We start from the raw sequence: 18,523 nt of genomic DNA, 5'->3' as shown, positions 1-18,523 counted from the left end.
ATGCGAGTTGAAGGGGGCCCGCCCCCTGGCGGCGGCGCGGGCGGCCCGCCTCCCGGCGGCGGCATGCGGATGCAAATGGGCGGCGGTCGCGGCGGTCGCGGCCCGGCGATGCAGCCAGGCCAAGGCCGTTTCAACGTCTCGCTTTACCACACCTATCGCATCCAGGATGAGATCACGATCCGCGACGGCCTGGCGGTGCTGGATCTGCTGGACGGCGCCGCCACGGGCTCGCGCGGAGGTCAGGCGCGCAACGAGGTCCAGTTCCAGATGGGCCTGTTCAAGAGCGGCATGGGCGGTTTCCTGAACGCCAACTGGAAGGAGTCCACCCGGATCAACGGCGGCGACGACGCCAGCGACCTGACCTTCTCAGACCTGACGACGGTCAACCTGAACCTGTTCGCCGACCTGTCGTCGCGCCAGACCTGGGTGGCGAAATACCCCTGGCTGAAGGGCGCCCGCGTCAGCGTCGGCATCGACAACATCTTCGACCAGAAGCTGGACGTGCGAAACGGTATGGGCGAGACGCCCCTGTCCTATCAGCCCGACTATCTGGACCCGCTGGGCCGGACCTTCCGCATAAGCCTGCGCAAGATCCTGTTCTGATAAAAGAAAGGCCCGGTCATCGACCGGGCCTTTTGACTTCAGTGCGCCTCTTTCGGCGTTTCCATCAGTTCGATCAGGACCCCGCCCATCTCCTTGGGATGCAGGAAGACCACGGGGGTGCCGTGAGCGCCGATGCGGGGCTCGCCCGTGCCCAGGATGGTCACGCCCTTGGCGCGCATCTCGGCGATGGCGTCGTGGATGTCGGCCACCTCGAAGCAGACGTGGTGCTGGCCGCCCTTGGGGTTCTTGGCCAGGAAGCCGGTGATGGGGCTGGTCTCGTCATAGGGCTCGATCAGCTCGATCTGGGCCGTCGGGGTGTCGATGAAGCAGACCTTCACCCCCTGGGCCGGCAGGTCGAACGGCTCGCCGATCTTGGTCGCGCCCAGGATGTCGCGATACAGCTTGATCGACTCGGCGATCGAGGGCGTGGCCACGCCGACGTGGTTCAGGGCGCCGATCATCACTTCTTCTCCGCTGGCGTCGGCTGGGCATAGCCCAGACGCAGGTTCAGCTTTTCAATCAGGTCCGCCGCCGTGTCGGCGATCACCGAGCCGGGCGGATAGACCGCCGCCGCGCCCATATCCAGCAGGGGCTGGACGTCCGACGGCGGAATGACGCCGCCGACCACGATCATGATGTCCTCACGCCCCAGCTTGGCCAGTTCGGCCCGCAGTTCGGGCACGAGCGTCAGGTGCCCGGCCGCCAACGACGAGGCGCCGACCGCATGGACGTTCTTCTCGACCGCATCCCTGGCGGCCTCGGCGGGGGTCTGGAACAGGGAACCGGCGGTGACGTCGAAGCCGATGTCGCCATAGCCGGTGGCGACAACCTTCTGGCCCCGGTCGTGACCGTCCTGACCCAGCTTGGCGATCAGGATGCGCGGCGGACCGCCGTCGTTCTCGACGAAGGTCGCGACCATGTCGCGGGCGCGGGCGACCTTGGGATCATTGCCCGCCTCCTTGCCGTAAACGCCCGAGACGGTCTTCACCGTGGCGACGTGACGGCCGAAGGCGGCCTCCAGGGCGTCGGAGATCTCGCCCACCGTGGCCTTGGCGCGGGCGGCCTGAACCGCCAGTTCCAGTAGGTTGGCGTTCCCGCGCGCCCCGTTGGTCAGGGCTTCAAGCGCCGCGTCGGTCGCAGCCTGATCCCGCTCGGCGCGCAGGCGCTTCAGCTTTTCGATCTGGGCTGTCAGGACGGCGGCGTTGTCGACCTTCAGCATTGGAATGTCGTCGGGCGTGTCGTTCAGATAGCGGTTCACGCCGACCACGGTCTGCTTGCCGGTGTCGATGCGGGCCTGGGTCTTGGCCGCCGCCTCTTCGATGCGCAGCTTGGGAATACCGGCCTCGATGGCCTTGGCCATGCCGCCCGCCGTCTCGACCTCTTCCATCAGGGCGCGGGCGCGGTTCGCCAGATCATGCGTCAGACGCTCGACGTAGAAGCTGCCGCCCCAGGGGTCGATGGTGCGAGTCAGGCCCGTCTCCATCTGCAGCAGGATCTGGGTGTTGCGTGCGATCCGGGCCGAGAAATCGGTCGGCAGGGCCAGGGCTTCGTCGAGGGCGTTGGTGTGCAGGCTCTGCGTTTGACCGCCCGCCGCCGCCATGGCCTCGACCATGGTGCGGGGCACGTTGTTGAACACGTCCTGCGCTGCGAGGCTCCAGCCCGAGGTCTGGCAGTGGGCGCGCAGCGACAGCGAGCGCGGGTCCTTGGGGGCGAACTTCTCGGCGACCTTTTCGGCCCACAACAGGCGGCCGGCCCGCATCTTGGCCACCTCCATGAAGTAGTTCATGCCGATGGCCCAGAAGAAGGACAGGCGCGGCGCGAAGCGGTCCACGTCCATGCCCGCGTCGACGCCGGCCTTGATATATTCCAGACCGTCCGACAGCGTGTAGGCCAGCTCGATCTCGGCCGAGGCCCCCGCCTCCTGCATGTGATAGCCGGAGATCGAAATCGAGTTGAACTTCGGCGTCTCCTGCGCGGTCCACGCAAAGATGTCCGAGATGATCCGCATCGAGGGTTCAGGCGGATAGATGTAGGTGTTGCGGACCATGAACTCCTTCAGAATATCGTTCTGAATGGTTCCGGTCAGGGCCGCGTGCGGCACGCCCTGTTCTTCCGCCGCGACGACATAGAGAGCCAGGATCGGCAGGACGGCGCCGTTCATGGTCATGGACACCGACATCTGATCCAGCGGAATGCCGTCGAACAGGGTCCGCATGTCCAGAATGCTGTCGATGGCCACGCCGGCCATGCCGACGTCGCCCTTCACCCGCGGATGGTCGCTGTCATAGCCCCGGTGGGTGGCCAGATCGAAGGCGATGGACAGGCCCTTCTGGCCCGCCGCCAGGTTGCGGCGATAGAAGGCGTTGGATTCCTCGGCGGTCGAGAAGCCCGCGTACTGACGGATGGTCCACGGATTGCCCGCATACATGGTCGGATAGGGCCCGCGCATATAGGGGGCGAAGCCCGGCAGGCCGTGGATGGCGTCGAGGCCTTGCAGCGCTTCGGGCCCATAGGCGGTTTCCACCGTCAGACCCTCGGGCGTCAGCCAGGGATCGCGCGTCGGACCCGCGCCGGTGGTGCTCAGGTCGAGGTCGATCTTGGAGAAGTCGGGGAAGCTCATTGGGCGGCCTCCTCGGACGCGATCTCAAAGGGCGCGGCAAAGCGCACCGGGGTCAGGGCGCCGTGGCGCACCGGGACGAAGGCGGGATCGGCGGCCTCGACCGGGGCCGGGCGCGGATCGGGATCGACGTATTTGGTGACGCCGACCATGTGGCGGGCGCCGTCCTTCAGCGCGGCTTCCAGCTGGCCGCGCGCGCGTTCGACGCGCGGCTGGATCAGGTGGTGCTTCAGGGCGTCGACCACGCCGCCTTCGGCTTCGATCGACTGGAACTCCTTCCAGCCGGCCTCGGCCAGATCGCGCGTGCGGCTGTCCAGGAACCAAGAGCCGGCGGCGGGGTCGTCGACCCGGCCCAGATTGGCCTCTTCCATCAGCACCAGCTGGGTGTTGCGGGCCTGACGGCGGGCGAAGGCGTCGGGACGGCCCTCGGCGCGGGTGAAGCCGTCCAGCACCACCACGTCGGCGCCGCCCACAGCGCCCGCGAAACCGGCGGCGGTCAGGCGCAGCAGGTTGGGCCAGGGATCGCGCGCCGACAGCATCCGCCGCGACGAGCGGGCCTCGATGACGGCGGGGGTCTCATGGCCAAAGGCCTTGGAGACGCTGGCCCAGATCAGGCGCATGGCCCGGACCTTGGCCAAGGCGTCGAAATATTCAGCGTCGACCGAGACGCCCAGAACCACGCCCTTCAACGCCTGTTCGGTCGTCAGACCGGCCAGAACGGCGGCCTTGACGTAGGCGACGGCGCTGGCCGCGGCGAAGGCCAGTTCCTGTCCCGCCGAACCGCCCGCCTCGTGCACCACGCGGCCCGAGGCGAGGAAGAGCATGGCCTCAGGATAGATCCCGGCCAGACGCGCGGCGGCCTCAGCCGCTTCGGTCAATGCGGCGTCGATCTCACCCTCGCCCGCCTCGGCGTAGGCCGAGATGGGGTCGAGGTGGAATTGCAGTTGAGCACGGGGCGAACCCTTGGCCACGGCCGCCAGAGCCTCGGCGGCCTTCACGCCGTCAAAGCCCGCGTCCAGCGCCACCGGCGCCAGTTCCAGAGCCACGCCGTCGAGCGCGGCGGCCAGCGCCGCCTCGTCGGTCGTGAACGCGCCCTTCAGCACCACCGAGGCGGCGCCGTTTTCAAGGTCGGTCAGGACGGCGGCGTTGATCGCCGCCGTCTCGTCGCCCTCGACCAGGGTGCGCAGGTCCCACGCCCGCCCCTCGGCGTCCGTGTTGCGCGGCGCGCGAAGCGCCTGCACCCCGGTTGCGTCGGCATAGAGCGGCCGGATGATCAGGCCGTCGGCGTCGAGGTGCAGCAGGCTTTCGATCGCCCGCCCCTTCAGCGCCTTCTCGGCCTGTTCCCGCCACTCCAGCGGGCTCGGCGTGGGAAAGGTCGTCATTTACGCAAACTCCACCAGCACGTCGTCGGCGGCGACCGGATCGCCGGCCTTGGCGCCGATCGCCTTCACCACGCCGTCGCGCTCGGCCTTGAGGATGTTCTGCATCTTCATGGCTTCGATGATGGCGACGGTCTCGCCCGACTTGACCTCCTGGCCGACCGTCACGGGGATGTCGACGACCAGACCCGGCATGGGCGACAGCACCAGCTTGGAGGTGTCGGCGGCGACCTTTTCCGGCAGGCGCTGATACATGTCGGCGGCGCGCGGCGTCAGGACGCGCACGCGGGCTTTCGCCGCACGGTGGCGGATGTCGAAGCCGTCCGGCGCACGCTTGACCTCGGCGGTGAAGGGCTCGTCGTCCAAGACGGCCTTGAACTGGGCCAGACCCGGGCGCCAGTCGATTTCCGACAGGGTCAGGTCGCGCTCGTCCAGCGAGATGACCAGATCCTCGGCCTCGTCATAGGACAGCGACACTTCGTGGGCCTCGCGGTCGATCAGGACGGTCCAGTCGGTGCGCTCCGAGGGATCGCCCGCCTGCTCGGCCAGGACCTCGTTCATCGCCGCGGCCACGGTGATGAAGATGTCCTTCTGCGCCTCGGTGGGTTCCAGACCGCGGAAGCCCTCGGGGAACTCGTCCTTGATGTAGCTGGTCGACAGCTGGCCGGACTTGAAGCGGTCCTGATCCATCACCGCCGACAGGAAGGGCACGTTGTGGCCCAGACCCGACAGGTGGGTGTCTTCCAGCGCGCGGGCCATGCCCTCGACGGCGGCGTCGCGCGTCTCGCCCCAGGCGCACAGCTTGGCGATCATGGGGTCGTAGAACATGGAGATCTCGTCGCCCTCGCGGACGCCGGAATCGTTGCGGACGGTGTAGTCGCCCTGATCGCCTTCCTCCGGCTGCTCATAGCGCACCAGACGGCCGATCGACGGCAGGAAGCCGCGATAGGGGTCTTCGGCGTAGATGCGGCTTTCGATGGCCCAGCCGTTGATCGACAGGTCGTCCTGTTTGAACGCCAGCTGTTCGCCCCAGGCCGAGCGGATCATCTGTTCGACCAGATCGACGCCGGTGATCAGTTCCGTCACCGGATGCTCGACCTGCAGGCGGGTGTTCATCTCCAGGAAGTAGAAGCTCTTGTCCTGACCGGCGACGAACTCGACCGTGCCCGCCGAGTCATAGTTCACCGCCTTGGCCAGGGCGACGGCCTGCGCCCCCATGGCGGCGCGGGTCGCCTCGTCCAGCAGGGGCGACGGCGCCTCTTCGACGACCTTCTGGTTGCGGCGCTGGATCGAGCACTCACGCTCGAACAGGTGGATGACGTTGCCGTGCTTGTCGCCCAGCACCTGAATCTCGATGTGGCGCGGATCGACGATGAACTTCTCGAGGAAGACCCGGTCGTCGCCGAAGGCGTTCAGCGCCTCGGCCTTCACGGCGGCGAAGCCCTCGGCCATGTCGTCGTCCGAATGGGCGACGCGGATGCCCTTGCCCCCGCCCCCGGCCGAAGCCTTGATCATCACCGGATAGCCGATCTCACGCGCGATCTTCACCGCCTCGTCCGGCGTTTCGATCAGACCCATATGGCCCGGCACGGTCGAGACGCCCGCCTCGGCGGCGAACTTCTTGGACGTGATCTTGTCGCCCATGGCGTCGATCGCCTCGGGGTTCGGCCCGATGAAGGCGATGCCCTCGGCCTTCAACCGCCGCGCGAAGCCGGCGTTTTCCGATAGGAAGCCGAAGCCGGGGTGCACGGCCTGCGCCCCCGTCTGCTTGACGGCGTCCACGATCTTGTCCTGGATCAGATAGGACTGGGCGGCGGGCGACGGGCCGATGTGGACGGTCTCGTCCGCCATCTCGCAGGCCAGCGAACCCGCGTCGGCGTCGGAATAAACGACAACCGTCTTGATGCCCATCTTGCGGCAGGTCTTGATGACGCGAACCGCGATCTCGCCCCGGTTGGCGATGAGGATTTTCTTGAACATCAGCGGGTCCTACCGACGACTTGGATGCGTCGTGAAAAATGATTCGAGAGTGTCAATCGAGTAACCCCCATGTGAAGGGAGCATTGTCAGTAATGGCGTCGACCATCAGCACATGATCTGCCGCATCGCTTGGCCAATGACCTGCGAATACGGACTGGCCGCTCGAAAAACGCAGCTCATAAATGCCATTATGATGCTGAATTTCCAAGAGGTTCGCGCCAATCATCGGGCCGATCACTGGAGCAAATACATAGCCGTGAACGTCGCTACTGACAGTTGGGCTCGAAGTCGTAGATAACCAACCGCTCCAACTGATCCGATAGCGGTGCGGCTCACGAGACAGCTCCATCCCCCCCTCGAACAGGCTGATGCCCAGCCAGTCGAACCGGGCATCAGCCAGAGCGGCGTTGACCTCCGCAAGAAACTCGACGTCGCAGGTCACAGCGGAATATTGTCGTGCTTCTTCCAGGGATTGTCCTGGGTCTTGTTCTTCAGCGTCTTCAGGGCCTTGATCAGACGACGGCGGGTGCCGTGGGGCATGATGACGTCGTCGATGTAGCCGAGGCCCGCCGCGACGAAGGGGTTGGCGAAGCGTTCCTTGTATTCGGCCTCGCGCGCCGCCAGGGCCTCAGGGTCGCCGGCCTCCTTGCGGAAGATGATCTCGACCGCGCCCTTGGCGCCCATGACCGCGATCTCGGCGGTGGGCCAGGCGTAGTTGACGTCGCCGCGCAGGTGCTTGGAGCTCATGACGTCATAGGCGCCGCCATAGGCCTTGCGCGTGATGACGGTCAGCTTGGGCACCGTGGCCTCGGCATAGGCGAACAGCAGCTTGGCGCCGTGCTTGATCAGGGCGCCGTACTCCTGCTTGGTGCCCGGCATGAAGCCCGGCACGTCCACCAGCGTCACCAGCGGGATGTGGAAGGCGTCGCAGAAGCGGACGAAGCGGGCGGCCTTGCGGCTGCTGTCGATGTCCAGAACGCCCGCCAGCACCTGAGGCTGGTTGGCGACGATGCCGACCGACTGACCGTCCAGACGGCCGAAGCCGCAGATGATGTTCTTGGCGAAGTCGGCGCCGATCTCGAAGAAGTCGGCCTCGTCGACCGTCTTCAGGATCAGCTCCTTCATGTCATAGGGCTGGTTCGGATTGGTCGGGACCAGGGTGTCCAGCGACGCCTCGTCGCGATCCGCCTCGTCATAGCTATCGCGGACCGGCGGCTTTTCGCGGTTCGATAGGGGCAGGAAGCCGATCAGGCGGCGGACTTCGGACAGGGCCTCCAGATCGTTCTCGAAGGCGCCGTCGGCGACCCCCGACTTGCCGGCGTGGACGCGCGCGCCGCCCAGATCCTCGTGGCTGACGACCTCGTTGGTGACGGTCTTCACCACGTCCGGGCCGGTCACGTACATGTAGGACGTGTCCTTCACCATGAAGATGAAGTCGGTGATGGCGGGCGAATAGACGTCGCCGCCCGCGCACGGGCCCATGATGACCGAGATCTGCGGAATGACGCCCGAGGCCAGGGTGTTCTGCAGGAAGATGTCGGCGTAACCGGCCAGCGATTCCACGCCTTCCTGAATACGGGCGCCGCCCGCGTCGAACAGGCCGATGATCGGGGCGCCCGCCGTCAGGGCCATCTTCTGGATCTTGACGATCTTGGCCGCGTGGGCGCCCGAGAGCGAGCCGCCGAAGACGGTGAAGTCCTTGGAGAAGACATAGACCAGACGACCGCCGATGGTGCCGCGTCCGGTGACGACGCCGTCACCCGGGATACGCTGCGCGTCCATGCCGAAGTCGTGGCTGCGGTGCTCCACGAACATGTCGGTCTCTTCGAAGCTGCCTTCGTCCAGCAGGACTTCGATCCGTTCGCGCGCGGTCAGCTTGCCCTTGGCGTGCTGGCTCTCGATGCGCTTGACGCCCCCGCCCAGTTTGGCGGCGGCGCGGCGGCGCTCGAGTTCCTCGAGGATGGCCTGGCTCATGGTTTGGGCGACTCCCTGCAATCTTTGTCGATCACCAAGACGCTCCGTTGCAAAAAGGCAATCGCAACTTTGCAAAAGGGGCATAAGTGCGTAAGCCTGCCAAGGTCGACGGGTCGTTTTGCAAAGTTGCGATGGCGGAAAAACTCTATCTCGGGGCCAAGGTGCGCAAGCTGCGCGAGGCGCGCGGCTGGACGCTGGAAGCCTGCGCCGGACGGCTGGCCCTGTCGCCTTCCTACCTGTCGCAGATCGAGACCAATCAACGCCCGGCGACGGCGCGGGTTCTGATCGCCCTGACGCGGGCCTTCGACGTAGACGCCAGCCTGTTCGACCTGGACGGCGACGCCCGCCTGATCGCCGACCTGCGCGAAGCCGTCACCGACGTGGCCGGCCACGCCGAGGCCCCGTCGCCGGTCGAGCTGAAGCAGGCCGTGACCACGACACCGCGACTGGCGCGACAGTTCCTGGCCCTGCATCAGGACTATCGCCGTCTGGACGAGCGGCTGAAGACGCTGAACGAAACCCTCGGCCGCGACGAGCGGGCGCAAGCGGCCCCCGCCCTGCCCTATGAGGCGGTGCGCGACTTCTTCCACTATCGCGACAACTACATCGACGTGCTGGATCAGGCGGCCGAGGCGCTGGCGGAGCAACTGGGGCTGGGCGCGGGCGGCCACCCGGAACGCGATCTGGAGGCGGCGCTGAACGACCTGTGCGGGGTCCGTCTGGCGACCGGCGAAGGGCGCGGGGCCATGCGGCGCTTCGATCCGACGGCGCGCATCCTCTATGTCGACGCCAGCCTGCCCGGCGCGACGCGGTCCTTCCTGATGGCGCACCAACTGGTGCTGCTGCGCTTCCACGACCTGATCGAGCACGAGCTGGACCGCGCCGCCTTCGACATCCCCGCCGCGCGCGACGTCTGCCGGGTGGGGCTGGCCAACTATGCGGCGGGGGCCCTGCTGCTGCCCTACCGTCGCTTCCTTGAGGCCGCGCGCGAGCTGCGTCACGACGTGGACCGGCTGCGCAACCGCTTCCACGTCAGCTTCGAGCAGATCTGCCACCGGCTTTCGACCCTGCAACGTCCCGGCTGGCGCGGCGTGCCCTTCTATTTCGCGCGGGTGGACATGGCGGGGAACATCACCAAGCGGCACAGCGCCACCCGGTTCCAGTTCGCCCGCTTCGGCGGCGCCTGCCCGCTGTGGAACGTGCACGAGGCCTTTGGCGCGCCGGACCGCATCCTGGTCAATCTGTCGGAGATGCCGGACGGCGCCCGCTACATCTGCATGGCCAAGAGCGTGTCCAAGCCGGGCGGGTCCTTCCTCGAACCGGATCGCCGCTATGCCTTGGGCCTCGGCTGCGAGATCGAACATGCAGCGCAGTTGGTCTATGCCGACGGCCTGGACCTGAACGGCCCGCCGACGCGCATGGGCGTCAACTGCCGCATCTGCGAGCGCACCGACTGCCCGCAACGGGCCTTCCCGCCCATCGACCGGACGCTGAGCGTGCCGGACCATGAGCGGGGGGTGATCCCGTATACGCTGAGCTGAGCGCGCCTCCTTCTCCCGATGGGAGAAGGTGCCCCGAAGGGGCGGATGAGGGTCGCCGGCATCAGTCGGCGCAAGCCGCCGTGCCACGGCTGACGCCGACTGAAAAGGTTGAACCCTCACCCTTTCGCCTGCCCAATCGCTTCGCTCTTGGAGGCTCAAGCCCTCTCCCACCGGGAGAGGGTCTTAGACTTACCCCATCGTCGGGATGACGAAGCTCGAGTCCGCGTGTTCCAGCGCGCTGTCGGGCCAGCGGGCCGTGACGGTCTTGGTCTTGGTCCAGAAACGCAGACCCTCCATGCCGTGCTGGTTGATGTCGCCGAAGGCCGAACGCTTCCAGCCGCCGAACGAGTGATAGGCCACCGGCACCGGGATCGGCACGTTGATGCCGACCATGCCGACGTTGACGCGGGCGGCGAAGTCGCGGGCCGCCCGGCCGTTCTGGGTGAAGATGGCGACGCCGTTGCCGTACTGGTGCTTGCTCGGCAGGCTCAGCGCCTCCTCGAAGCTGGCGGCGCGCATGATCTGCAGCACCGGGCCGAAGATCTCTTCCTTGTAGGATTCCATCTCGGGCTTGACGTGGTCGAACAGCGACGGGCCGATGAAGAAGCCCTTCTCGTGGCCCTGCAGGCTGAACTCGCGGCCGTCCACGACCAGTTCAGCGCCTTCCTCGACGCCCTTGCTGATCCAGCCCAGGACCTTGTCCTTGTGAGTCTGGGTGACGACCGGGCCGTAGTGGGCCTCGGCGTCGGTCGAGACGCCGACGCGCAGGTTGGGAATTTCCGAAACCAAACGCTCGCGCAGTTCGTCGGCGGTGCGCTGACCGACCGGCACCACCACCGGCAGAGCCATGCAGCGTTCGCCGGCCGAGCCGTAGGCCGCGCCGGTCAGGTCCTTGATCACCTGATCCATGTCGGCGTCGGGCAGGACGATGCCGTGGTTCTTGGCGCCGCCCATGGCCTGGACGCGTTTCCCGTGCTGGGCGCCCATCTGATAGACGTAGTGAGCAATGTCGGACGAACCGACGAAGCTGACGGCGTGGATGTCGGGGTGGGTCAGGATGGCGTCGACCGCCACCTTGTCGCCGTGGACGACGTTCAGCACGCCCTTGGGCGCGCCCGCCTCCATCATCAGTTCGCCCAGACGCACCGGCAGCGAGGGATCACGCTCCGACGGCTTCAGGATGAAGGTGTTGCCGGCGGCGATCGCCATGCCGAACATCCACATCGGGATCATGCCGGGGAAGTTGAACGGGGTGATGCCCGCCACCACGCCCAGCGGCTGGCGCATGGAATAGACGTCGATGCCGGGGCCGGCGCCCTGGGTGTATTCGCCCTTCAGCGCATGGGGGATGCCGCAGGCGAACTCGATGACCTCAAGGCCGCGCTGGATGTCACCCTTGGAGTCGGCGATGACCTTGCCGTGTTCCGAGGACAGCAGCTCGGCCAGTTCGTTCATGTTGGCCTCGACCAGGCGCTTGAACTCGAACATGACGCGGGCGCGGCGCTGCGGGTTGGTGCTGGACCAGCCCTCGAAGGCAGCCTGGGCGGCCTGGACCGCACGGTCCATCTCGCTGACGGTGGCCAGCTGGACGCGGGCCTGAACCTCGCCGGTGTTGGGGTTGAACACGTCGCCGAAGCGACCCGATGCACCGTCGAAGGCCGCACCATCGATGAAGTGGCGAATGTCGCGCATGAGGCGTTTCCCTGTGATGTCGTTGTTCGTTCCAGCATGGCCTAGCAGACCAGGGCCGCGCCACCCATTGCAATCTTGCATCCTATGCTGTGCATTCCTGCAATGTTCGACTGGGACGACGTTCGCATCTTCATCGCCGCCGCGCGGGCGGGCTCGCTGGCGACGGCGGCGCAGCGGCTGGGCATCGACGCGGCCACGGTCGGACGGCGCGTGGCGCGGCTGGAGACGGCGCTGAAGTCGACCCTGGTGGTGCGCTCGGCCTCGGGCCTGCTGCTGACGGCGGCGGGGGCGCAACTGCTGGAAACGGCGCTGGACGCCGAAAGCGCCATGGCGGCGGCCGAGCGGGTGACGCGGCCCGACCTGATCGCCGGCACGGTGCGCATCAGCGCCTCGGAGGGGTTCGGCGGCGCCGTCCTGGCCCCCGCCCTGCCCGGTCTGCTGGCGGCGCATCCGGGGCTGAACATCGAACTGGCCGCCAGTTCCGGCTTCCTGTCGCCCAGTCGGCGCGAGGTGGACATGGCCATCACCCTCAGCCCCGCCGCCAGTCCGCGCCTGATCGTCGAGCCGCTGACCCCTTATCAACTGGCCCTCTACGCCGCGCCCGAACATCTGGAACGGCATGGCGCGCCAGAACGCGTGGACGACCTGCCGGACTTCGACATCGTCGGCTATGTCGACGACCTGATCTATGCGCCCGAGTTGCATTATCTGGACGAAATCCGCCCCAACCTGCGGCCCCGCCTGGCCTCCTCCTCGATCCGGGCCCAGCGGGACATGATCGCGGCGGGCGGCGGGATCGGGGTCCTGCCCTGCTTCCTGGCCGAAGGGCTGACGCGGGTGCTGTCCGATCAGGTGCTGATCGAGCGCCGCTTCTGGCTCAGCACCTACCGCGAGGTCCACGGCACGGCGCGGCTGAAGGCGGCGCGGCGCTGGATCAAGACCCTGTGCCGCGACGCCGCCGAGCGCCTGTCGCCCTATGTCGCTTGACGGTCGACAGCGGCCAGAACCCAATTCCGCCCTCAATCACCGCGATATGGACAAGCTTCACCAGTCAGTCGGAATGTGACGCAATTTTACATTCTGGACGGCTGACGCCGGCCACAACCTTCAAAGGGCGGGCTATGGTCAAGACGACTCCGGAGCGTTGAAGTAAAATGAAGATCGCCCTTCTCGATGATGATCCAATTCAGCTCGAAACCATGGCCGCCACCGTTCACGGGATGGGCTACCGCGCCGTACTTTTCTCTCGCGCCCAGGCGCTGATCTCGGCCCTGCGCAAGGACACTTTTGATTTTCTGATCGTGGACTGGAACCTGCCCGATCGGTCAGGCCTGGAGGTTCTGGCCTGGGCGCGCACCAACCTGCGTCCGCCGCCGCCGATGCTGCTGGTCACGAGCCGGGCCGAGGACGAGGACATCGTGGCGGGCCTGAACGCCGGGGCCGACGACTACCTGCCCAAGCCCCTGTCTCCGCCGGTTTTGACGGCGCGCATCAGCGCCCTGATGCGCCGCGCCTACGCCCAGCCCTCGGCCCCCGGCGCCGAGGTGCATGGCGACACGGTTTTCCACGCCTCCGCCGGGGCCGTGACGCGCGACGGTCAGACCGTGGTGCTGACGGCCAAGGAGTTCGGCCTGGCGCAACTGCTGTTCCGCAACCTGCACCGCGCCCTGTCGCGAACCTATATTCTGGAGACCGTCTGGGGCAACGAGCCCAATCTGAACAGCCGGTCGCTGGATATGCACATCTCGCGGATCCGCACCAAACTGAACCTGCGGCCCGAGCAGGGCTTTCGTCTGACGCCCATTTACAGCTACGGATACCGCTTGGAACGGGTGGGCGCGGTCGATGACGCAGTCGCTGCAATCTCGGACATGTCGAAGGCGGAAGAGACCTCGGAATGATTCAAAAGCGGGCGATGGCCGTCGGCGTTCTGGCGGCGCTTCTATCCACCTCCCCCGCCCTCGCCCAATCGCGCGCGCCCGCCGGGACCATCGACTACCGGGTCCTGCGCGGCGACACCCTGATAGATCTGGCCATCGCCTATCTGAACCGGCCTGACGACTACCGCCAGATTCAGCGTCGGAACCGGGTCGCCGATCCGCGTCGCATGGCCGTGGGGCGAACCCTGAGCCTTCCCGTCAATCTGCTGCGCGCCGATCCGGATCAGGCACGGATCGCCGGCTTCCGAGGCGCTGTGACGCTGGCCCAGGGCCCCTCGACGGGCGCCCCGACGCAGGGTCAGAGCGTATCCGAAGGCGCCGTTCTGACCACGGGCGCCAACGCCTTCGTCCGGCTGGCCCTCTCCGACGGCAGCTATGTCGTGGTGCCGTCCAATAGCCGGGTCCGACTGACCCGCCTGAGGCGCTACGCCATCAATGGCGCCGTCGACCACGCCATGACAGTCGAGACCGGTCGGGCCGAAGCCCGCGTCACGCCGCGCCAACGCCCCGGCGGCTTTGTCGTGCGCACGCCAGTTTCAGTTTCTGCAGTCCGCGGCACCGACTTCCGCGTCGCCTTCGACGACGATGCCGACCGCTCGGCGACCGAGGTCATCGAGGGCAGGGTCCAGGTCGAATCCGGCGACGGACGGGTTGAAGCCACGGCCGTCGCCGCCGAGGGCGTAACCGCCAGCGCCACGGGCGCGCGTCTGGTTCCCCTGTTGGCCGCCCCCGCCCTCGTCCGCCCCGACGAGGTCCAGTCAGGCCGAGAGGCGATCTTCGGCATCGAGGCCCTGTCCGGCGCCGATCGCTATCGCGGGCGCCTGGCGACGGATGCGGGCATGATCGACGCTTTCGCTGAAGCGGACTCGGCGTCCGGCGACGCGCGCCTGACCTTCCCGGCACTGGCGGACGGCGCCTATTTCCTGCGGCTCAGCGCCCTGTCGGCCGAGGGGGTCGAGGGCCGCAGCACCACCTACAGCTTCATCCGCGCCCGCAACGGCGTCGGCGGGCTGGCGTCCAGCAACACGCTTCAGGACGGACGCCGCTTCTATCGCTTCCGCTGGGAGGCCGAGGGCGAAGGCGAGGCCTTCTTCCGCTTCCAGTTGTCGAGGGAAGGCGCCGACGGCGCACCCGAAGGACCGCCGCTCGCCGATCATCCCGGACTGACCGATCAGGCCTTCACCCTGAGCGACCTGCCCCCCGGCGTCTACACCTGGCGGGTGCAGGGCTCGCGTCATCGCTTCGGCCGCCTGCTGCAGGTCTGGTCGGAGCCGCAACAGCTCCGTATCGGGCGCTGACCCGTGGTCCGGAGCCGCTGGCTGGGCGCCAGGCTGACCGGGCGACGGGCGCTGATCGAGTGGACGCTGGTGGCCGTGACGACAGCCCTGGCGGTCGGTTGGCTGGCGCTCAGTCCGACCGCCGACCGCGTCGACAACATTGTCTATGACGCCCTCATCCGGCTTGACGACGGTCCCGTCGACGACGCCATTGTCGTCGTGTCCATCGACAACCGCAGCGTGCAGGCGCTGGGCCGCTGGCCGTGGCCGCGTACGGTGCACGCCGACCTGATCGACCGGCTGAGCCAGGCCCGGCCCCGCGCCGTCGCCTACGACGTTCTGTTCACGGAACCCGCCGCCGACGACCCCGCCCTGGCCGCGGCGCTGGGGCGGGCCGCCAACGTCTACCTGCCCCTGCTGGTCGACGCCCCCGGCGAGAACGGCGCCCCCTGGCGGGTCAGCGAGCCCGACGCGCCCCTGACCCGGGCCGCGGCCGGTCTCGGCCATGTCAATCTGACGGTGGACAGCGACGGCGTGATCCGCCGCCTGCCCCTCTATATGCAGGGCGGCGACGCGGTCTGGCCGCAACTGATCCTGCCGCTGGCGAAGACCCGCGTCGCCGTGCCGCCGCCCGATCCCGACGCCGCGACGCCCGACGCCCTGATCGCCGCCCGGCCGGAGGCGATCACCTATCATGGGACGCCAGGACGGTTCCGCACCCTGTCCTTCGTCGACGTGCTGAACGGGGAGGTTCCGCCAGCTTTCCTGAAGGACAAGCTGGTGCTGGTCGGCGCGGCCGCCCCCGGTCTGGGCGACCGTTACGCCACCCCCGCCGCGCCGCACGGCGAACTCAGCCCGGGGGTCGAAATTCAGGCCGCCCTGCTGCAGACCCTGCTTGAAGGCGGCGGTCCGCAGCGCCTGCCGCCGGTCTGGGTGCTGGGGCTGTCGCTGGCGCCCCTGAGCCTGTTGATCTGCGGCTTCCTGTTCATGCGTCCGGTCGTCAACATGGTGCTGGGCGCCAGCCTGATCCTACTGACCCTGGCAGGCAGCCTGATCGCCTTCAGGTTCGCCGGCCTGTGGTTCCCGCCCGCTGCAGCCATCGGGGGGCTGGCTCTCGCCTATCCCTTCTGGAGCTGGCGGCGCCTGGCCGCCGCCTCCGCCTATATGCAAAGCGAGGTCGAAGCTTTCGAGTGCGAAGGTCCGGCGCTGCCGACCGCGCCTCTGACCTTGGCCCGACCGCAGGGGGACGTGGTCGCGAAACAGGTGGACGCCCTGCGCGCGGCCCTGAAACATCTTCGCGATCTGGATCGCTTCATCTCGGACGCCCTGCGCAGCCTGCCCGACGCCACGGTGGTGGCCGATCCGGACGGTCGCGTCCTGCTGTCCAACGACCGGGCCCGCGACCTGTTCGGTTCTGTTCTGGATCGCGAGGCCGACCTCGCGGCCTTGTTCCAGTCGCTGGGCGAGCCGTCCTGGCGACGCTTCCTCGTGGCCGACACCACAGACCCGGGCGATATCCGGACGCCGAACGGACACGTCCTGAAAGCCGCCGCCGCCGCCCTGACCGACGCCGCAGGCCAGCCTATCGGCCACATCGTCCGCTTCGCCGACATGACCCTGTTCCGCGCCGCCGAGCGTCAACGCGAACAGGCGCTTCAGCTACTGAGCCACGACATGCGCGCGCCGCAGGTGTCGATCCTGACCCTGCTGGAAGGCGGCCAGAGCCGGACGGATCCGGCCTTCGAACGCCGCATCGGCGACTATGCGCGCCAGACGCTGGATCTGGCCGAAGGCTACGTCCAGCTGGCCCGAGCCGAATCCCAGCCTTACCGCGCCGTCGTCCTCGACCTCGGTCAGGTGCTGATGGACGCCGCCGACACCCTTTGGCCCCAGGCCTCGACCAAGGGCGTGACGATCCAGACGCCGATGGGCGATGATGAGCATCTGGTCGAGGGCGACCCCGCCCTGCTGCGCCGCCTGCTGACCAATCTGCTGGACAACGCCCTGAAATACGGCCCGGCGGGGGGCGTCATTTCCTGCACGCTGGGCCTCGGCGCATCCGACGACGGCGCCGTCTGCATCCTTCGCATCAGCGATCAGGGACCGGGCCTCTCGGACGAGGCGGCGCGGCGGCTGTTCCAGCCCTTCGGCCACGGCGACGCCGACCATCGGGGCGCGGGCCTGGGCCTGGCCTTCGTCCGCACGGTCGCCGAACGGCATGGCGGTCACGTCCGCTATGAAGCCGGAGAAGTCGGCGCCACCTTCGTCCTGACCCTGCCCCGCGTGATCGAGGCCGACTAGGGCGCGTGCTTCAGTTCCGCGACCGCGGCGGCGGCCAGAGCGGCCAGCGCCTCGTCGGCCCGTCGGGCGCCCAGCGTTGTGGCGGCGCCGGCGTGATAGTCGTCGGACGCGGCGCCGGGTCCATGCAGCGTCAATGTCAGGCTGTGGGTGAGGCGCTTGCGCCCCCACCATTGCGGCATGACCGGCGCATCCAGCCAGTCGCCCTGCCGGGCCGAGGCGTCGGAATAGGCGCCCGTCGTCTGGGGGCGAACCGCATAGGCGACCTCGATCCGCCAGGCCGGCGCCTCCGGCGTTTCCAGCCAGCCTTGCGCCGCCAGTTGACCACGGACCGCCGCCAGGACCGCCTGATCCGCCGCCGACGCCGGTTCAGGCTCGATCAGGCGATAGGTCGCGGCCGCGGCCGGCAAGGCTGCCGGCGGCATGGTCACGACCTTGGGACCGGACGCGCAGGCGGACAGGGAAACGGCGACGACGGCGGACAGGATCAAAAAGGAACGGGCCATGCCTCAGCCTACAGCCCGGCTCCCGAGCGGGCCATAGACGAAAGCGCCGCCGCGCAGCCCGCGCTGCACGACGGCGCCTTCCACGCGGCCTGACTTTAGATCGGACGCCTGGATCGCGCCGCCAGTTCGTCCGCGCGACGATCCAGTTCGGCGGCCCGTTCCACCAGTTTCGGGCTCAAGGCGATCAGTTCCGCGTCGGTGACGGTGTTGCCGTGCTCGCGGCTGCGGGCGATCTGTTGGGCGCGATAGGCTGGATCACGCAGGCGAACGGCCTCCTGGCGCATGTCGTCCGCGCCGCGATGCATCTCCTCGGCGCCCCGGCCCATCTGTTCACGCGCCTCGACGCGAGCCCGGGCGGCGACGAGGCGAGCCTGTTCGCCCTGCCTGCGGGCGACGACCGCCTGGGCGCGCGCCTGTTCGGCCTGCTGACGCGCGATCGCGGCCTGGGCGCGGGCTTCCACTCCCTGGCGGCGGGCCTCCTCTCCTTGTCGACGGGCGACAGCGGCCTGAGCGCGCGCTTCCGCCGCCTGCTGGCGGGCCTCGTCTCCTTGGCGACGGGCGACAACGGCCTGAGCGCGGATCTCGCGGGCGGCTTCACGCGCCGCCTCGCCCTCGGCGCGCTGCTCCGGCGTGCCGTTCTCGAAGTAGAAGCCGTTCGAGGAATAATAGGTGGTTGTGCGGCCGGGCGGGGGCGGCGGTGCGGGAGGCGCCGGCGG

13 protein-coding genes and 2 pseudogenes are annotated in these 18,523 nt (G+C 68.1%); 6 read left to right on the top strand and 9 right to left on the bottom strand.

The genetic code is table 11. The features are described from left to right. Nucleotides 1-603, top strand: a pseudogene (locus VGE49_RS04710) (TonB-dependent receptor); the annotation flags it as partial. 38 nt (nt 604-641) lie between these two features. Here VGE49_RS04710 and mce read toward each other — a convergent pair. The 6 genes from mce to VGE49_RS04680 are packed head-to-tail and all read right to left on the bottom strand — an operon-like array spanning nt 642 to nt 8,553. Then, nucleotides 642-1,064: a methylmalonyl-CoA epimerase gene (gene mce / locus VGE49_RS04705; RefSeq protein ID WP_331033418.1), complete on the bottom strand. Its 423-nt coding sequence runs from the start codon at nt 1,062-1,064 to the stop codon at nt 642-644. Continuing rightward, nucleotides 1,064-3,223: a methylmalonyl-CoA mutase gene (gene scpA / locus VGE49_RS04700; RefSeq protein ID WP_331033417.1), complete on the bottom strand. Its 2,160-nt coding sequence runs from the start codon at nt 3,221-3,223 to the stop codon at nt 1,064-1,066. Before scpA ends, mce begins: the two co-directional genes overlap by 1 nt. Then, on the bottom strand, nt 3,220-4,602 hold the full coding sequence (locus VGE49_RS04695) for a methylmalonyl-CoA mutase family protein (RefSeq protein WP_331033416.1): 1,383 nt from the start codon (nt 4,600-4,602) through the stop codon (nt 3,220-3,222). Before VGE49_RS04695 ends, scpA begins: the two co-directional genes overlap by 4 nt. Then, on the bottom strand, nt 4,603-6,579 hold the full coding sequence (locus VGE49_RS04690; protein ID WP_331033415.1) for an acetyl/propionyl/methylcrotonyl-CoA carboxylase subunit alpha: 1,977 nt from the start codon (nt 6,577-6,579) through the stop codon (nt 4,603-4,605). It abuts the gene before it with no gap. A 52-nt stretch (nt 6,580-6,631) separates the two neighbouring features. Then, entirely contained in the window at nt 6,632-7,021 is a 390-nt protein-coding gene (locus VGE49_RS04685; protein ID WP_331033414.1) for a hypothetical protein, read from the bottom strand. Then, nucleotides 7,018-8,553, bottom strand: coding sequence for an acyl-CoA carboxylase subunit beta (locus tag VGE49_RS04680; RefSeq protein WP_331033413.1), 1,536 nt, complete (start codon nt 8,551-8,553; stop codon nt 7,018-7,020). Before VGE49_RS04680 ends, VGE49_RS04685 begins: the two co-directional genes overlap by 4 nt. 131 nt (nt 8,554-8,684) lie before the next feature. Between VGE49_RS04680 and VGE49_RS04675 the strand changes: the two genes are divergently transcribed. Next, nucleotides 8,685-10,094: a short-chain fatty acyl-CoA regulator family protein gene (locus VGE49_RS04675; protein WP_331033412.1), complete on the top strand. Its 1,410-nt coding sequence runs from the start codon at nt 8,685-8,687 to the stop codon at nt 10,092-10,094. Between the two features lie 189 nt (nt 10,095-10,283). On the opposite strand, the gene VGE49_RS04670 is transcribed toward VGE49_RS04675, so the two are convergent. Beyond that, nucleotides 10,284-11,786 (bottom strand): CoA-acylating methylmalonate-semialdehyde dehydrogenase, encoded by a 1,503-nt coding sequence (locus VGE49_RS04670; RefSeq protein WP_331033411.1) that lies wholly within the window; start codon nt 11,784-11,786, stop codon nt 10,284-10,286. A 102-nt stretch (nt 11,787-11,888) separates the two neighbouring features. Between VGE49_RS04670 and VGE49_RS04665 the strand changes: the two genes are divergently transcribed. From VGE49_RS04665 to VGE49_RS04650, 4 genes are all read left to right on the top strand, one after another. Further along, on the top strand, nt 11,889-12,773 hold the full coding sequence (locus VGE49_RS04665) for a LysR family transcriptional regulator (RefSeq protein WP_331033410.1): 885 nt from the start codon (nt 11,889-11,891) through the stop codon (nt 12,771-12,773). A 167-nt stretch (nt 12,774-12,940) separates the two neighbouring features. Continuing rightward, nucleotides 12,941-13,687, top strand: coding sequence for a response regulator transcription factor (locus tag VGE49_RS04660; RefSeq protein WP_331033409.1), 747 nt, complete (start codon nt 12,941-12,943; stop codon nt 13,685-13,687). Continuing rightward, nucleotides 13,684-15,024: a FecR family protein gene (locus VGE49_RS04655; protein ID WP_331033408.1), complete on the top strand. Its 1,341-nt coding sequence runs from the start codon at nt 13,684-13,686 to the stop codon at nt 15,022-15,024. Before VGE49_RS04660 ends, VGE49_RS04655 begins: the two co-directional genes overlap by 4 nt. 3 nt (nt 15,025-15,027) lie before the next feature. Continuing rightward, nucleotides 15,028-17,304: a CHASE2 domain-containing protein gene (locus VGE49_RS04650; protein ID WP_331033407.1), complete on the top strand. Its 2,277-nt coding sequence runs from the start codon at nt 15,028-15,030 to the stop codon at nt 17,302-17,304. On the opposite strand, the gene VGE49_RS04645 is transcribed toward VGE49_RS04650, so the two are convergent. Together VGE49_RS04645 and VGE49_RS04640 are read right to left on the bottom strand one after the other, a co-directional pair. Further along, nucleotides 17,301-17,807 (bottom strand): DUF4136 domain-containing protein, encoded by a 507-nt coding sequence (locus tag VGE49_RS04645; RefSeq protein WP_331033406.1) that lies wholly within the window; start codon nt 17,805-17,807, stop codon nt 17,301-17,303. The two genes, VGE49_RS04650 and VGE49_RS04645, sit on opposite strands and share 4 nt — an antisense overlap. 95 nt (nt 17,808-17,902) lie before the next feature. After that, a pseudogene (locus VGE49_RS04640) lies at nt 17,903-18,523 on the bottom strand (M56 family metallopeptidase); the annotation flags it as partial.

The sequence above is a fragment of the Brevundimonas sp. genome (genome assembly GCF_036405315.1).
Classification (GTDB): Bacteria; Pseudomonadota; Alphaproteobacteria; order Caulobacterales; family Caulobacteraceae; genus Brevundimonas.
The sequence above is the reverse complement of the archived record's forward strand: the minus strand, read 5'-3'. Positions and strand labels throughout refer to the sequence as shown.

Excerpts from the sequence above, each read along its gene's own strand:
- mce (WP_331033418.1), bottom strand. The coding sequence starts at position 1,064 with ATGATCGGCGCCCTGAACCACGTCGGCGTGGCCACGCCCTCGATCGCC.
- scpA (WP_331033417.1), bottom strand. The coding sequence starts at position 3,223 with ATGAGCTTCCCCGACTTCTCCAAGATCGACCTCGACCTGAGCACCACC.
- VGE49_RS04695 (WP_331033416.1), bottom strand. The coding sequence starts at position 4,602 with ATGACGACCTTTCCCACGCCGAGCCCGCTGGAGTGGCGGGAACAGGCC.
- VGE49_RS04690 (WP_331033415.1), bottom strand. The coding sequence starts at position 6,579 with ATGTTCAAGAAAATCCTCATCGCCAACCGGGGCGAGATCGCGGTTCGC.
- VGE49_RS04680 (WP_331033413.1), bottom strand. The coding sequence starts at position 8,553 with ATGAGCCAGGCCATCCTCGAGGAACTCGAGCGCCGCCGCGCCGCCGCC.
- VGE49_RS04675 (WP_331033412.1), top strand. The coding sequence starts at position 8,685 with ATGGCGGAAAAACTCTATCTCGGGGCCAAGGTGCGCAAGCTGCGCGAG.
- VGE49_RS04670 (WP_331033411.1), bottom strand. The coding sequence starts at position 11,786 with ATGCGCGACATTCGCCACTTCATCGATGGTGCGGCCTTCGACGGTGCA.
- VGE49_RS04665 (WP_331033410.1), top strand. The coding sequence starts at position 11,889 with ATGTTCGACTGGGACGACGTTCGCATCTTCATCGCCGCCGCGCGGGCG.
- VGE49_RS04660 (WP_331033409.1), top strand. The coding sequence starts at position 12,941 with ATGAAGATCGCCCTTCTCGATGATGATCCAATTCAGCTCGAAACCATG.
- VGE49_RS04655 (WP_331033408.1), top strand. The coding sequence starts at position 13,684 with ATGATTCAAAAGCGGGCGATGGCCGTCGGCGTTCTGGCGGCGCTTCTA.
- VGE49_RS04645 (WP_331033406.1), bottom strand. The coding sequence starts at position 17,807 with ATGGCCCGTTCCTTTTTGATCCTGTCCGCCGTCGTCGCCGTTTCCCTG.